This is a genomic window from Geomonas diazotrophica, from assembly GCF_018919385.1.
In the GTDB taxonomy this organism is placed as follows: domain Bacteria; phylum Desulfobacterota; class Desulfuromonadia; order Geobacterales; family Geobacteraceae; genus Geomonas; species Geomonas diazotrophica.
Window position 1 is genome coordinate 1 of sequence record NZ_JAHLMF010000007.1, and the last position, 14385, is coordinate 14385.

The following is a 14385-nucleotide window of genomic DNA, read 5'->3' on the forward strand; positions in this document are numbered from 1 at the left end:
GACAAGAAGACCCCGGATGAGGCTTATTTCGAAGGACTTGAGAACCTGAGGCCGGCAGCCTGACGCCGGTAATTCCCACATCGACGGGACATTGCTTATTGCGCCCATCAGGCTGTCTCACAAACCCCGGCCACCTCACACAGAGGCAACTGATGACTGTGACCACCGGCAGGAATGAGTCCACGATCAGCAAGAATCCCCAGCCGGAAGCTGTGTCGGATGGCATCCGAAGTAAACATTGGCGACAAAGGTCAAAAGGTAGGCTTCTTAGCTGCGACCGGACCCCGGTTCATCGCGCACCGGCGACAGACTAATGAATTCAGCAAAGTATCCGCAAAGCGTATAATGAATGGAGAGGCGCCGATAAGGAGTCTTTATTTCATTGCACTTTGCGGAGGAAAAGCCATGAGATTCAAAAAAATTCTCGTTGTGAACCGTCTTTCCCAGTACACGAGGGACGCCGTGCGCTACGGAGTCACGCTGGCTACACGCTTCCAGGCCGATCTCCTCGTGCTGCGGGTCATCTCGAATCCTGTGGACCAGGAGGCGGTGAACGCGCCGAGCCTGTTCATCAAGGGAGAAAAATACAAAACGATCGGCAGCATCGAGGAGCAACCCCGGGAGGAACTGGAGCGGACGATCAGGGAAGAGGTGCCGACAACGTTGCCGGTCACCGGATTGGTCACGGACCGAGACCCGCTCCCCGAAATCACCAGGATAGTAAGGGAGGAGAAGATCGATCTGCTGGTCGTCCTCGCCCACGAGCAGTCTCGGCTTGAAAACCTGCTGTTCCCCGAGAACGACGGGCTGATCAGGACGCTGCCTTGCTCCATTCTCCTCATGAAGCATGAGCCTCGTCCGGCAGGATAGTGGAAACGTTGAGCGGCGATTGACGCAGAGAGGGGAGGGTCAGGCGATGACCCGCCCCTTGCGTAGCAGTCGGTAGACCTCGATCTTGACCAGATCGTTGATGACGAACCAGGCAAGGGCGTAGCACCAGACCAGCAGGGCGTAGCGCCAACCGATGGGTGCGATGAACCAGCCGTAGACCGCGAAGAGTGTGGCCGCGACCTTGGTCGAGACTGCCGCCCAGAAGAGCAGGGAGGCCGGGTAGGGAGGTTGCCAGAACCGGTGTTCGGTACGGGTCACGAATATGGTTAGATGCCCGGCGATGGCCAGTTTTAAAAAGACGAAACTCTGCACCACGTCGGGGGGGAGCTTCAGGTAGAGTTTGGCGAGGTAGAAGATCCCGAAACTCGCGATGACGCCCAGGACGCCGAGCACGGTTGCTATGGTCATCACTTCGGTCATATTCCACCGGATCGGCCGATCATCGACCTTGGTGTTGTCCAAAGCTATGGCGAGGATCGGGATGTCGTTAAGAAACGCCAGTATGATGATCATGATCGCGGTGACGGGGTAGAAGTTGAAAATGAGGATCGAGGCGGTCATGAAAAGAATCACCCGGATGGTCTCCGCGATCCGGTAGATGCTGTAGCTTTTCATCCTCTCGAAGGTGATTCTAGCTCCCTTTATCGCCTCGACTATGACCGACAGTCCCGGGGAGAGCAGAATCAGATCGGCCGCGGCCCTTGCGGCGTCCGTCGCTCCGGCGACCGCTATGCCGGCGTCGGCTTTTTTCAAGGCGGGAGCGTCGTTGACGCCGTCGCCCGTCATGCCTACGATGTGTCCTCCCTTCTGCAGTCTGTCCACGATGAGGTACTTGTCCTCGGGGAAAACTTGGGCGAATCCGTTGGCACCCTCGATAAGCGTGATGATCTCCGATTCGTGACTTTGCACGTACCCCTTGGGCAAGGCCAAAGCCCCGAATTCCCTTTCAAGGGCCTGCGCCACCGACCTGCCGAAGCGCTGCGCCTCCTCTTCTTCCACGTCTGGTGACAGCTTTCCCAATACCGCCTTTGCAACCACCTCACCCAAAAGAACCAGCTCCCTGGTGCTTGCCCCGCTGAGTTCCCGCGAGCTCGAAATTTCAGCGCCGATTCCGAGCTCCTCGGCTATGTGCCTGGCGATGGCGATGTTGTCGCCGGTGACCATCTTGATATCGAGACCAAGACGTTTGGCCTCATCGATGGTGCTGCGCGAGTCCTCCCTGGGTGGGTCGAAAAGGGGGATGAGCCCTAGGAAGGTGAATGATTGATCCTCGGGCCGTTTCCTGGCAACCCCTAGGGTCCGGAAACCGCTCTCGGCGAGTTCCTCAACCCGTCGCGCCATCTCAAGGCGCTCGAAATGTTCGTCACAGAGGGAGAAAACCACCTGCGGGGCCCCCTTGGTGACGACGCTACGCTCGCCCCCTGTTTCGACAATCGCCTCTGTCCTCTTGTTCACCGGGTCGAACGGAGTGAAGGATATCTGCCTGTATTGAGTAAGTCCGGTTCCGCCGCGGGACTTAAGCAGGTCGAAGATGGGGCGTTCGATCGGGTCGTCGTTTTCCTCCCGGGAGGCGAGGGCGGCGCAGAGGAGCAGTTCGTTCAGGTCATGCCCCTTAGCCGGTAACGGGTCCGCGACGGTCATCCTGTTCTGGGTCAGGGTGCCGGTCTTGTCGGAACAGAGGATATCAACCCCGGCAAGTTCCTCGATGGCGACCAAACGGCTGACCACCGCCTGCTTCTTGGCCAGGTTCATGGCACCCACCGCCATGGTCACCGAAAGTATGGCAGGCATTGCCACGGGAATCGCGGCGACCGTCAGGACCAGCGCGAATCTGAGGATCTCCAGCATGTTCTCGTGACGGAACATCGCCGTGAACAGGATGAGCGCCACGAGGAAGACGGTAAGCATGATAAGGTAATTGCCGATGTTGATGACCGCTTTCTGGAAATGGCTCTTCTCTTCCCGCTGCGCCTGAGCGACCAGGGACACCGTCTTGCCGAAGTAGGTGTTTAGCGCGGTGTTGATGACGACGCCGAGCATCTCCCCCTGTTTCACCACTGAATTGGCGTAGGCTATGTCGCCTTCCTTCTTGCTTGTCGGCAAAGACTCTCCGGTCAGCGCCGACTGGTCCGCGAGGATGTAGTCGCCAGCGATGAGTTTTATGTCCGCGGGAATCATGTCGCCGATCTTGACCTTGATGATGTCACCCGGCACAAGGCTCTTGGCATCGATGGTGCTGAACCCGCCCTCGCGGAGCACGATCGCGCTTTTAGCCAGCCTCTCTTTCAGTACCGTAAGGGCGTTAAGGGCCTTCGATTCCTGCCAGAAGTCTATCCCCACATTGGTCATCAGGAGGACCAGGATGATGGTGAAATCGTCCCATTTGGCGACTAACGCGGACAAAAAAGCGGCGACTTCGATCATCCCCGGGATCGGTCCCCAAAAACGTCTCAGTATCCTATGCCCCAAAGACTCGACCTTTTCGGGAATTTCGTTGTACCCGTAGAGTTCCAGCCTCTGGCCCACTTCGCTCGATGTGAGGCCTTTGGCCCTGTCCGTCCGCAACTCAAGCAGGGTATCCTCAACGGACAAGGATGAGAACGATTCGGTGCTTCTGGTCACGGCGCCCCCCCTCTATTCGCTAAGCCAGCGTCGAGCCTGTTTCAGGTCGTCGTTGGTGAACACCCTGACCTGTCCGGGCATGAAAAAGCCGAACCCCTTGACCGCCGTGGCGATCCACGCCACGTCCGTGACCACCGCCACCCGCTCCCAGGCGGCCAGGTGCTGCAATCCAACCTTGGCATCCTCCCACATGGCTTTCGCTTCAAAACCGGTGAACTCGTTCCCCAGGTGATAAAGGAACCGTATCTTCATCTGCCGAGCCAACAGTTCCTCAACCGCCGGAATGAGCACCGACCGGTAGTCGGCCCCGGTCACCTCTCCCCTTGCCTCAAATTCGAGCATGTCGTCAGGCAGTTCGTTGATTCGCACCAGCATGGTCGCCTCCCGCTCTTAAATTGCTCCCTCCGTGACATTGTACCATCCGTGTATTGTTCGGCTGCGCACTTTAGCCCAATATCGGCCTTCAAAGTCGCCCCCGGCCCATTCTTCCAGGGCAGCGTCCCAATCCCAAACAGTAATAACCGTCTTGCAGCAGCCTCAGGGACTGCTGCAAGACATTCTCTTACATGCTGTTATCCGTGCCGTGCTGCTCAGTGCCCCGGTTTCAGCAGATCGTCCAACTGGTTGTTGACCTCCCTTAGTTTTCCTTGCAGCACCTTGATCTCTGTGGGTGTGTACACCTTTTTCCCTTTCGCGATCTCTTTGTTCAGTTTTGCGATTTTCTGTTGAATGCTGTCCACCTGGTCCTTGCAGTTCTGAGATGCCAGCAGGCACTCATCTTTGCCTTGTTGGGCAAGAGCTGGAATGCTGGTCATGACCATCGTTGCCATTGTTAGTGCTGCTACCGTTCTTAACATGGTGCACCTCCTGTTGTTGATTCAATGTTGTCGTTATGTACCTGTTTTTTCGCTCCTCATGGGGTTCTCCCTGAGGCTGTGACGCCCACGATTCGATCATCCGATCGTGACAAAAAACTCCGCATCCCCCCGGTGTACCAGCATTAGCACCGGGGTCCCGTGTCCGGAGAGGGCTTGTTTGAAATCATGTGTGTTCCGGATGATCTTGCGGTTCACCTCAAGGATGATGTCGCCGGGGCGTATCCCGGCAATCCGGGAAGGGCCGTCCTCGTCGACATCGGTTACTACCACCCCCCGTCCTTTCGGAAGCCCGCTGCGTTGTTGCCGTAGCGGATCGAGCGGTTTGACTGTGAGACCGAGATCTTCCTCGGAGGCCAAGGCCGGGCGACTTGCCACCGACGTAGAGGCATCCTTTAAAGTCACTCTCAGCGGGATTTCGTTTCCGTTCCGGATGACGGTGATAGCTATCTCCTTACCTACCGGTGCCTCGGCGACGATTCTCGGCAGGTCGTTGGCGTTGGTCACTGCATGTCCGTAGCAGGAGATCACCACGTCGCCGGTGTGGATGCCAGCTGCACTCGCCGGACTGCCGGCCACCACCGAAGATACCAGGGCTCCTTTGGGTTCCTTGAGAGCCAGTGACTGGGCGAGCTCCGGGGTGACCGTCTGCACTGTTACCCCAAGCCAGCCACGGGTAACCTTTCCCTTCTCCCTGATCTGCTCGCTCACCGTTTTGGCGAGGTTGCTTGGGATGGCAAACCCTATCCCTTGCCCACCCTGGATGATGGCGGTATTGATGCCGATCACTTCACCCTGCATGTTTATCAGGGGGCCGCCGCTGTTGCCGGGGTTGATCGGGGCATCGGTTTGAAGGAAGTTGTCGTAAGGACCGGAGCCGATCACCCTCCCCGTGGCACTGATGATCCCCTGGGTCACCGTGTGTTCCAGCCCGAAGGGGTTGCCGACCGCCAGAACCCAGTCGCCCACCCTCATCTTGTCTGAGTCCCCAAGAGGAAGTACCGGAAGTGCCTTGAAGGTCGACGATATCTTGATCAGAGCGAGGTCGGTCTTGGGATCGCGGCCGACGACCTTTGCCGAAAATTCCCTGCTGTCAGAGAGCTTGACTCTGATCTCGTCCGCCTTGTCGACTACGTGGTTGTTGGTGATGATGTAGCCGCCGCGGTCGATGATGAAGCCCGAGCCAAGGCTCTGCTGTTTCACGGCACGGTCAGGGATGTCGTGGAAGAAATTGCCGAAAAAATCGTTCAAGCCCGGTGTATCCCCGTCCTGCCCGAAGAAGTTGCGGAAAGGATCGCCAGGGATCCTGACGGTACTGGTGCTGCTTATGTTCACCACGGCGGGTTGCACCTTTTGAGCGAGTTCCGAAAAGGAGCGCGGGAACGCGACTACCGACGCCTGCTGTGCGTTCTTGCACCCGGAAACCAGCACCAGGATCACCAAGACGAGTGCCCAGGTCCGTCCATGGAGTATGCGTGTCGGTCTTTCATGGTTCATGACTTCACCTCGCCTGCCTGCGGCAGGCTTTTAGGGGATGCGGAAGGCGACGAAAAGGGAGCTTTCCCCTCTCTTCAGCAGCAACCTGGCCGTACCCCCCGTTTTGAGCTGTGCTGCGGCTTTATCGTATTCCGCTGCCGTCGCCACCTTCGTCCCGTTTACCTCGGTTATCACGTCGTTTACCTGTACACCTGCCGCTTCCGCAGTGCTGTTTGCTTCGAGCGAAGTGACAACGACCCCCTTGCGGAAGGAAATCCCTGCATTCGCGGCGTACTCCGGGGTGAGGTCCCGTACGGCAATGCCTATGCTGGACGCCTCCGCTTTTGCCGTAACCTCGCCATCCGCCGGCAGGAGCGCAACCGTGACTGTTTTGTCTATGGTCTTTCCGTCCCGGAGCAGTTTCAGGTGCACGTTTTTGCCCGCAGCGGTCCCTGCCACGAGACGCGGGAGCTCATTCATATCACGCACCGCCTTGCCGTCGAATTCCGTTATGATGTCGCCCGCCTTGACGCCTGCCTTTTCAGCCGGTCCTCCGCTGGTTACTTCGGCTACCAGGGCTCCTTTGGCCTCGTCCATTCCGAAGGAACTGGCCAGATCATCGGTCACCATCTGCACCTTTACACCGAGGTAGCCACGTGTCACCTTTTTCCCTAGTTGCAACTGGGGAAGCACCGACTTGACCATGTTGATCGGGATGGCAAAGCCGATTCCCTGGCCGGAAGCGATGATTGCCGTGTTTATGCCGATCACCTCACCCTTGCCGTCGATCAGCGGTCCGCCGGAATTGCCCGGGTTTATCGAGGCGTCCGTCTGCAGAAAATCGTCGTAAGGACCGCTGCCGATAACCCTTCCTTTGGCGCTGATGATCCCGGCGGTCACGGTACGTTCCAGGCCGAAGGGGTTGCCGATCGCCATCACCCAGTCCCCTACGCGGATCCGGTCGCTGTCCCCCAGCGGCGCGACGTGAAGGGAGCCCTTGGCGGAAATCTTCAGCACCGCCACGTCCAGTTTTTCATCGGTCCCGATCACCTTGGCCTTGTAGTGGTGATGGTCGGATAGCCTCACCGTTATCTCGTCGGCATCGGCTATGACATGGTAGTTGGTCAGGATCTCACCGTCGCCGCTGATGATCACCCCGGAGCCGAGACTCGTCTGCGGCTGGGAGTGCTCGGGGATGCCGCGGTAGAAGTGGTCGAAAAAGTCCTCAAACGGGTCCCGGTTTCCCCGGTTCTGCGGGGATGACTGCGGGCGGGCGGGCTTGAAGCTCTTCCTGGTGCTTACGTTCACCACCGCCGGGGTGAGGTCCGCGGCGAGCTTCACGTAGTCCGGAGTCTGCCTCAAGGGATGTTTCCCCGGCGCCGGCGCGGCCAGGGCCGTCGTGCCGAACATGGTCAATGCCGCGAAACCGGCTGCCAGTAGTATCAGTTGGATTCTCTGTTTCATGGAAATTCTCCAGGCTCCTTTTTCCCTAGTGCTTCAGGCAGGCGGGCTATTTTTTCTGGTCCAGGCGGAAGATCTTCTCCGCTTTCTTCGCCTCTTTTTCGGCCTCCTTGGCGGCCTGGTCCGCAGACTTGGCAGCAGCCTCGCCTTTATTTGCCGCGGCAAGGGCGTCACGTGCGTCAGCCTGTGCCTTTCCAGCCATTTCCACGGCACGATCCGCCTTGGCGCCGTCCTGGGCATGGTACTGCTCGAGCTTAGCCTCATCTGAGGTGAGCCGCGTCTCCAAAGCGTTCACCTTGCCTTCGACCTTAGTCAGTCGATCTGCCAGTGGATCAACCTGTCCCTGGACATACCTGTCCGTCGCGCATCCCGACATTGCCAGTACCAATCCTAAAAGCCCCAGCATCGTCACCTTCTTCATAGCTTATTACCTCCTCTGTCAGATATTAGCCCGGCACCACCAGCCGATCGTGCGGTGCGGCACAGCCCAGGTAGGTGGCCTTGTGCACTGGGGCATGTGCATTCCTGAAAGCATGCGGCGTGCCAGATGTAGAATTATGTGATTTCATGGTGTTATGTCGGAGGTGGCGACCGGCGGGAGTGTCCTGCGATGATAGTGGTATCGAAAATAGATAGCGCGAATGGATAGGTGGGGGGAGTGGGGGGAGATCCCCCGTCACTCCTCGGTGCCGGCAAGACCGTATTTTTCCAGTTTGCGGCGGAAGGTGTAGTAGTTCATAGCGAGCATCGCCGCGGTTTTCATGCGTTTGCCGCCGCAGTGGCGCAGAGCCTGTTCCAGGGTCCAGCGCTCCATCGTCTCCATGGTACAGGGAAACGGTGGGGGAAGAAGTATCTCTGCCGACGTTCGCTCCTCAGGTTTAACGGGGAGATCGGCAAGTGCTTCGATGTCGCTGCTCCGGATCACCCCGTCCGTTTCCAGGACCACCCTGCGCACGAGGCTTTTCAATTGCCGTATGTTCCCCGGCCAGGGAAGCGTGGTGAGCAGGCTGATCGCGGCATCGTCCAGCAGGGGGGACGGCAGCCCCAGTTCCTCGCAGCTCTCCCTGAGGAATCTCAGGGCGAGCGGGAAGATGGCTTCGGGGGTTGAGCGCAGGGGGGGGATGGAGATCACCGTGTCGGCCAGGCGGTAGTAGAGATCCTGTCTGAAACGTCCTGCTGCCGCTTCCTCTTTAAGGTTCAGGTTGCTGGCCGCGATGATCCTTACGTCGATCTTTCTTTCCTCGGCTCCCCCGACCTGGGTAAAACGTTTCTCCTCGACGAAACGCAGCAGCTTGGCCTGCAGTTCCTGTGGTGCGGACTCGATGTCATCAAGGAAAAGCGTCCCCCCGTCCGCCCGTTCGGCGAGGCCGATCCGGGTCCGATCGGCGCCGGTGAACGCGCCCTTGACGTGCCCGAAAAGCTCACTTTCCACCAGGGTCACCGGGAGGGCCCCCATCTGTACCGTCACCAGCGGTGCGGCACGGCGCGGACTAAGCGAGTGGATGAGGGCCGCCAGCCGCGACTTTCCCGTACCGGTTTCGCCTTGCAGCAAAACGTTGTACGAGGTTCTCGCGACCTTTGCCACCTGGTCGGCCATGGAACGCTGAACCGGCGCTCCACCCAGCTGTTCCCACAGGTTCGCCCTCAATTCGTCGGAAAGTCCCTCGATCTCGCGTCGCTGGATTATGGGAAGCACGGCCTTAGTGAGGCTTGCCAGCAGTTGATCGGCGTCGGCCGGCTTTCTTACGAAGGCGCTGATGCCGAGTTCGATCGCCTTGAGCAGATAGCCGGTTTCGGTAAAGGCGGTGCACAGCACCACCGGAGTCCCGGGCGAGAGCTCTTTCAGCCTTGCCGTTAGCTCCAGACCGTCCATGATCGGCATACGGATGTCGCTTAAAACGATATCCGGCGCCTGTGCGGAAAACTGCGCCAGGGCTTCGGTTCCGTTGGCGGCCTCGATGACCCTGTGGCAGTAAAGTGAAAGAAAGGCGGCAGTCTCGTGCCTCAAGTCGGGTTCGTCTTCGACCAGCAAGATGGTGACTTTCTTCAGCGCGTTCATGGTTGTTTTCCCGTGGGCAGCTCGATGTGAAAGGTTGTCATTTCCTGATTGGGGACGAAGCGGATGGTCCCCCCGATGCTTTCTTCGATGATGGTCCTGGACAGGTAAAGCCCTATGCCGGTTCCCCCGCTCTCTTTTTTGGTGGTGAAGTACGGGGCGAAGAGGCGTGGGGCGGTCTCCTCGCTTACACCGCAGCCGTTGTCGTTCACCTCGATGTTCAGCATCCCGGGTCGGTTGCTTGCCACCGTCACCCTTATGATGCCCCGCTCCGGCCCTCGCTGTCTGCTGCGGCGTTCCTGGATTGCGTCGCGCGCATTTCCCAGCAGGTTGAGCATCACCTGCTTGAACTCGTTTCCTCCCCCGTGCACCAAAAGATCCGAACCCGGCCCCCTCGTGAGTTGCACCTCGATGCCGTGATGGGCGAACTGGGCCTCCAGCAACTTCAGGGACTCCTCGATGCATGCTGCGGGGGAGAAGTCCTGGCGCTCTTTGTCAGGGCGGTAAAAATCCCGGAACTCGTCGATGGTTTCAGACATGTAACGGATCTGACGCATGGCGCTGGCCTTGAACTCGTCCAGGTATTCCGGAGAAAGCTCCTGCCGCGAGCCCAGGGCATGGGTGCGCTGGATGATCATGCCGAGGGTGGAAAGGGGCTGACGCCACTGGTGAGCGATGGCGCTGATGAGGTCGCTCATGGCGATTACGCGCGCCTCATAGGCCCGTTTGCGTTCGGTAATGTCGCGGCAGATGCTCAACACGACCGGCCGGTCCCCCCACTGGATCAGCCGCGCACTAACCTCGGTAGGTACCGGCGCACCGTCCTTGCGTCTGTGCGCCGTTTCGTAAGTGACGGACTTGGTTTCCAGCAGCCGCTCCCTGGGCTCTTCCCGCGGGCGCCGCTCCTCATTCGTCTCCACCTCGGTGATGCACATCCCGGTAAGTTCGGGGCGGGGATATCCGAGCCGCTCGATGGCCAGCGGATTCGCCTCCAGGATGCGTCCGCCGATATCCGTTATGAAGATGGCATCGTTTGCGCTGTCGAAGAGGAGTCGGTACTTTTCCTCGCTTTCCTGCAGCAGCGTAGTCTGCCGTGCGAGTGCATCGTTGGCGGCCTGGATCCTTTTGAACTGATCCTTTAGTGAATCGGCCATCTCCCTGAAGTTGCCGATCAGGTAGCTCGCTTCAAAGACGCTGGTCTCGGGCCAACTGACGCTAGCTCCGGACGCAAGCCGGGACGGGAGTGCACGCGTCACCTGAAGCAGTTGCTCCAGGTTGGTCATGATGCGGCGGCTCAGGAATTCAGCCAGTCCCAGCGACATGATCAACACCAGCAAGAGAAGCGTGAACCTCTCGGTGTACTTGGCGTACAGTGCCCTCCGGAATGGAGCGGCAGGTTGCTCCAGAGTAAGAGTCCACTCGCCAAGTTCCCCGACCACGATCTTCGACCGGTAATCGGCAGCCGCGGTGACCATGGCGCCTGAGCTGTCGGTTTCCCTGCGCCACTTTCCCAGCAGGGAGCCCGGGGGCCGTCCGGCGTTTTCGATGGAGGGGGACGCCCCGAGCTCTGCCGGACGGTTGGTCATGATGACCCTGCCGTTCTTGTCCGACAACGTATAGATTTTCTCCGTATGCTCGGTGAACTTGTCCAGCAGTGCCCGAGTCTGCTGCAGGGTTATCACACCGCAGACATAACCGGCAAAGCGGCCCTTTTTAACAACGGGTGCGAGCACGGCGACCCGCGGGCGGGGAGATCCGTTCCAGGAGAAGGAAACATCGGAAAGAATCGGGGTGAGGGACGCTCTGAGCAGGGGCAGATAGCGGCGGTCGGCGAGGTTCAGGCCGACCTCGGACGACTCACCCTGCCGGGGGGGCGGGTAGAAGGCAACGACCTCGCCGTTCGCGTCCATCAGTGCTATTTGCTTGAAGCTGGGATCCGAGCCGGTGGCAAGGAGCAGGTAGTTTCTTATTTCGCCTGAGGTTGCCGCGGAAAGCGTCTGTGCCAGCACGGTAAGGTTCTGTTTTCGGTTCAGCGCCCATGTTTCCATCAGCTTGTCTATCCGCTGCGAATCCTGATTCAGCGAGGTGCTGATGGCGCGTTCGGTTTCCTTGAAATCAGCCCTGCTGCTAACAGCGAGTATGACGAGGCTTGGCAGCAGGACGAAGAGCGAAAACAGGTTTTGCACTATTTCCCGATAGGATAGGGGGACGCTTCGGGAGTAGGCAGCCCATCCCATAAAGAGCATGCGAGCGGCCAAGGCGTTGGCGATGCCGTTCACGGTGAGCTTTGCCATGGTCATCGTCGTGCTCCCGTAGGGGAGCCGCAGCGCCAGATGAAACATCAGGTAGATCGCGGGAATCCCTATTAGAAGCCAGTAGCAGGTGTCCGCGAGCACCATGCTGATGTTGCGGCGCGCAACCAGGAACCAGACCGAGGCCACTTCGGCTATCAGAAGCAGCATGACAAAGGGGTGTCCGTAGTTAAGGCAGGTGACCATCCCGGCAACAGCTGCCACCGCGCAGCCCATACGCGGCCCCATAAACTGCAGGGCCAAGAGCGCGAAGATTGATCCGGTGAAAAATTTTATGTCCAAAAAGAACGTGAAGGCAAAATAGTTGCCGACCAGGCCGGCGATAGCCAGTAATGCAAACGGCAGGATAGTTTGACGGGCATTGACTGCCGGGGGCAAAGGAGGTGAAACAACTGGCATAGGCGGTTCCTGCTCGCTTTCACCTGTGGCCCCCAAAGGATGCCTTCAACGGTGAAGTCGATCAAAGGTTACGAGTTGCACTTTGTAGAGCCGGGTGAATAATTAGATGTATTCTACCTCAATATTATTCACGTGTAGGGAATAACTATGAAGGCTCTACCTTGTATGCTGAATGGTCCATTTTTAGGCTTCGCCTTGCTGTTCGCTCTAGTTGCATGTTCACCTGTGTCGACACGGGCATCCGACATCGTATTCCATGAAGGGTTAGGGGGGGGGCTGCAGACGACAACGACGGGAAGTGATGATTCCTTACCGGAGATCGCCCGCGCCCATGACATCGGGTACAACGCGATAACCGGCGCCAACCCCGCGCTGGACCCTTTTCTTCCTGATTCCGGGAGCACGGTGCTCCTGCCGACGAGTTGGCTCCTTCCCGACGTGGCTGCGCACTCCGGTATTGTGATAAACCTCGCCGAAATGCGCCTGTACCTGTTCAGCGAGCGGGAAAGAGACCGTGTGGCCACATATCCGGTCGGCATCGGGGACGAGGGGTGGGACACCCCGCTTGGGACCTACCGCGTAATCGAGAAGATCGAAAATCCGGCCTGGCACGTTCCCGCCTCGATCAGAGCCCAAAAACCGGAATTGCCTGCGGTGGTCCCTCCCGGCCCGAACAACCCCTTGGGTACTCGCGCTTTGCGCCTTTCCATCGGAACCGTGCTGATTCATGGCACGGACCGCCCTTTCGGCATAGGGATGCGTGTAAGCCATGGCTGCATTCATTTATACCCTGAAGACATCCTGGAGTTGTTCAAGCGAGTTCCGATTGGGACAAGGGTCGTCATAGTCAATCAACCCGTCAAAGTGGCGCTGGTCGGTGGGCGCGTCCTTGTGGAGGTACACGAAAATGGCGTGGCAACTCAGGCTCAGCAGGCATGGCAGTTGCTGGAACGGAAGGGGATCGCCAACCTGGTGGGCCCCGAAAAGTTTCACGCAGCACTAATCTCTCACTCTGGGGTGGTCACCGATGTAACCAAGTAAATCAAGTCTTTACCCCGAATCGATTAAATGAGATAGCCCCTTGCTGTAGATTGGTCTGGCTGTATTTTGTTCCTTACTAAACATGGGAAGGTCTAGCATGATGACAATTGCTTTCATCTTATTGGGAATAGTTGCAGGGACACTGAGCGGACTGATTGGCATAGGAGGTGGTGTGATCATCGTCCCGGCGCTGGTATTCCTGTTCGGGCTTTCGCAGCAGACCGCGCAAGGGACCACGATAGCACTCATGATACCTCCAATCGGCATACTGGCCGCGTGGACCTATTATCAGAAGGGATTTGTAGATGTCAAAATTGCAGCGCTCGTCTGCCTCGGTTTTGTCATGGGGGGCTATTTCGGCGCAAAACTTGCCACCAGTGTTCCGTCAGTGATGCTGGAGAAAATATTCGGTGGGATCATGTTGCTTGTCGCACTGAAAATGTTACTGGCCTAAGTGAGATATGTGAATCGGCTTTGAATTTCTACCCAGGGATCACGCTACGTCGAATTCTGCGGATAGCTTCGGCTTGGTTGGATTTAAGAACATGACATCGCTATTTCGCACCAGTACAGGAGTGATTATGCGCAGACCAGCTTTTCCCCGACCGTATCAACATGAACATGGACCAGTAAGAAACGTTAATGACGTTGTTAAGGAGCAACTAACCGTAGGGCAGAAGGCAGCAGATTGGATTGCTGCGAAGGTAGGTTCATGGGAGTTCATTATCGGTCAGTCAGTCATACTGACAATATGGGCACTGCTCAACGTGACCGCATGGGTACAGCACTGGGACCCTTACCCTTTTATTCTTATGAATCTTGTGCTTTCATTGCAGGCCGCCTACACAGCCCCAATGATAATGATGAGCCAGAACCGGCAGGCATCTCGTGACAGGCTTGAAGCCCACAACGACTATGAAATCAACCAGACTGCAGAAACAGAGATACGTGCAATACTCGACAACCTTGCCGCGCAGAACATTGCAATAACTGAGATTCATGCAATGTTAGAGAATCTTCAACCTTCCCGCATCGATTAGAACCAAAAAAACGGAATTGCCTGGTCCCTCCCGGTCCGAACAATCCCATGGGTACCCGCGCTTTGCGCCTTATCATCTGAACTGTTCTTATTCCGCCTTTCCGGCATCGGGATGCGTGTAAGCCGTGACTGCTTCATTTATACCCTGAAGACATTCTGGACCTATTCATGGTGTCTCAATTGGTACAAAGGTTGAAGGGAATGAGCCTCGAA

12 protein-coding genes are annotated in these 14385 nt (G+C 57.8%); 4 read left to right on the forward strand and 8 right to left on the reverse strand.

Features of this window, described 5'->3' with window-relative positions; translation table 11 throughout:
- The first annotated feature begins 405 nt into the window (after nucleotides 1-405).
- Nucleotides 406-870, forward strand: a complete 465-nt coding sequence (locus KOM00_RS08930) for a universal stress protein (RefSeq protein WP_216498577.1) — start codon at nucleotides 406-408, stop codon at nucleotides 868-870.
- A 39-nt stretch (nucleotides 871-909) separates the two neighbouring features.
- On the opposite strand, the gene KOM00_RS08935 is transcribed toward KOM00_RS08930, so the two are convergent.
- From KOM00_RS08935 to KOM00_RS08970, 8 genes are all read right to left on the reverse strand, one after another.
- Nucleotides 910-3513 carry a plasma-membrane proton-efflux P-type ATPase gene (locus KOM00_RS08935; RefSeq protein WP_216498578.1) on the reverse strand — a complete coding sequence of 868 codons (2604 nt, stop codon included), beginning with the start codon at nucleotides 3511-3513 and terminating at the stop codon, nucleotides 910-912.
- A 12-nt stretch (nucleotides 3514-3525) separates the two neighbouring features.
- The gene (locus tag KOM00_RS08940; RefSeq protein WP_216498579.1) at nucleotides 3526-3888 is read right to left on the reverse strand and encodes a SpoIIAA family protein; all 363 of its coding nucleotides are present in this window, start codon (nucleotides 3886-3888) and stop codon (nucleotides 3526-3528) included.
- Nucleotides 3889-4103: 215 nt separating this feature from the next.
- Nucleotides 4104-4370 carry a hypothetical protein gene (locus KOM00_RS08945; RefSeq protein WP_216498580.1) on the reverse strand — a complete coding sequence of 89 codons (267 nt, stop codon included), beginning with the start codon at nucleotides 4368-4370 and terminating at the stop codon, nucleotides 4104-4106.
- Nucleotides 4371-4466: 96 nt separating this feature from the next.
- Nucleotides 4467-5885 (reverse strand): DegQ family serine endoprotease, encoded by a 1419-nt coding sequence (locus KOM00_RS08950; protein WP_216498581.1) that lies wholly within the window; start codon nucleotides 5883-5885, stop codon nucleotides 4467-4469.
- 30 nt (nucleotides 5886-5915) lie between these two features.
- Entirely contained in the window at nucleotides 5916-7328 is a 1413-nt protein-coding gene (locus KOM00_RS08955; protein ID WP_236026849.1) for a DegQ family serine endoprotease, read from the reverse strand.
- A 46-nt stretch (nucleotides 7329-7374) separates the two neighbouring features.
- Nucleotides 7375-7746, reverse strand: a complete 372-nt coding sequence (locus KOM00_RS08960; protein ID WP_216498582.1) for a hypothetical protein — start codon at nucleotides 7744-7746, stop codon at nucleotides 7375-7377.
- A 255-nt stretch (nucleotides 7747-8001) separates the two neighbouring features.
- Nucleotides 8002-9384, reverse strand: a complete 1383-nt coding sequence (locus KOM00_RS08965) for a sigma-54-dependent transcriptional regulator (RefSeq protein WP_216498583.1) — start codon at nucleotides 9382-9384, stop codon at nucleotides 8002-8004.
- Nucleotides 9381-11909, reverse strand: a complete 2529-nt coding sequence (locus KOM00_RS08970; RefSeq protein ID WP_216498584.1) for a PAS domain-containing sensor histidine kinase — start codon at nucleotides 11907-11909, stop codon at nucleotides 9381-9383. The genes KOM00_RS08965 and KOM00_RS08970 overlap by 4 nt, the downstream gene beginning before the upstream one ends.
- A 330-nt stretch (nucleotides 11910-12239) precedes the next feature.
- Here KOM00_RS08970 and KOM00_RS08975 point away from each other — a divergent pair, with 330 nt between their 5' ends.
- From KOM00_RS08975 to KOM00_RS08985, 3 genes are all read left to right on the forward strand, one after another.
- Nucleotides 12240-13133 (forward strand): L,D-transpeptidase, encoded by an 894-nt coding sequence (locus KOM00_RS08975; protein ID WP_216498585.1) that lies wholly within the window; start codon nucleotides 12240-12242, stop codon nucleotides 13131-13133.
- A gap of 97 nt (nucleotides 13134-13230) precedes the next feature.
- A complete protein-coding gene (locus KOM00_RS08980; RefSeq protein ID WP_216498586.1) occupies nucleotides 13231-13587 on the forward strand; it encodes a sulfite exporter TauE/SafE family protein in 357 nt (118 codons plus the stop codon).
- A 127-nt stretch (nucleotides 13588-13714) separates the two neighbouring features.
- The gene (locus KOM00_RS08985) at nucleotides 13715-14173 is read left to right on the forward strand and encodes a DUF1003 domain-containing protein (RefSeq protein ID WP_216498587.1); all 459 of its coding nucleotides are present in this window, start codon (nucleotides 13715-13717) and stop codon (nucleotides 14171-14173) included.
- The last annotated feature ends 212 nt before the right edge of the window (nucleotides 14174-14385 follow it).

Excerpts from the sequence above, each read along its gene's own strand:
- KOM00_RS08960 (WP_216498582.1), bottom strand. The coding sequence starts at position 7,746 with ATGAAGAAGGTGACGATGCTGGGGCTTTTAGGATTGGTACTGGCAATG.
- KOM00_RS08975 (WP_216498585.1), top strand. The coding sequence starts at position 12,240 with ATGAAGGCTCTACCTTGTATGCTGAATGGTCCATTTTTAGGCTTCGCC.
- KOM00_RS08985 (WP_216498587.1), top strand. The coding sequence starts at position 13,715 with ATGCGCAGACCAGCTTTTCCCCGACCGTATCAACATGAACATGGACCA.
- KOM00_RS08950 (WP_216498581.1), bottom strand. The coding sequence starts at position 5,885 with ATGAACCATGAAAGACCGACACGCATACTCCATGGACGGACCTGGGCA.
- KOM00_RS08930 (WP_216498577.1), top strand. The coding sequence starts at position 406 with ATGAGATTCAAAAAAATTCTCGTTGTGAACCGTCTTTCCCAGTACACG.
- KOM00_RS08945 (WP_216498580.1), bottom strand. The coding sequence starts at position 4,370 with ATGTTAAGAACGGTAGCAGCACTAACAATGGCAACGATGGTCATGACC.
- KOM00_RS08980 (WP_216498586.1), top strand. The coding sequence starts at position 13,231 with ATGATGACAATTGCTTTCATCTTATTGGGAATAGTTGCAGGGACACTG.
- KOM00_RS08970 (WP_216498584.1), bottom strand. The coding sequence starts at position 11,909 with ATGGGCTGCGCGGTGGCAGCTGTTGCCGGGATGGTCACCTGCCTTAAC.
- KOM00_RS08940 (WP_216498579.1), bottom strand. The coding sequence starts at position 3,888 with ATGCTGGTGCGAATCAACGAACTGCCTGACGACATGCTCGAATTTGAG.
- KOM00_RS08965 (WP_216498583.1), bottom strand. The coding sequence starts at position 9,384 with ATGAACGCGCTGAAGAAAGTCACCATCTTGCTGGTCGAAGACGAACCC.
- KOM00_RS08955 (WP_236026849.1), bottom strand. The coding sequence starts at position 7,328 with ATGAAACAGAGAATCCAACTGATACTACTGGCAGCCGGTTTCGCGGCA.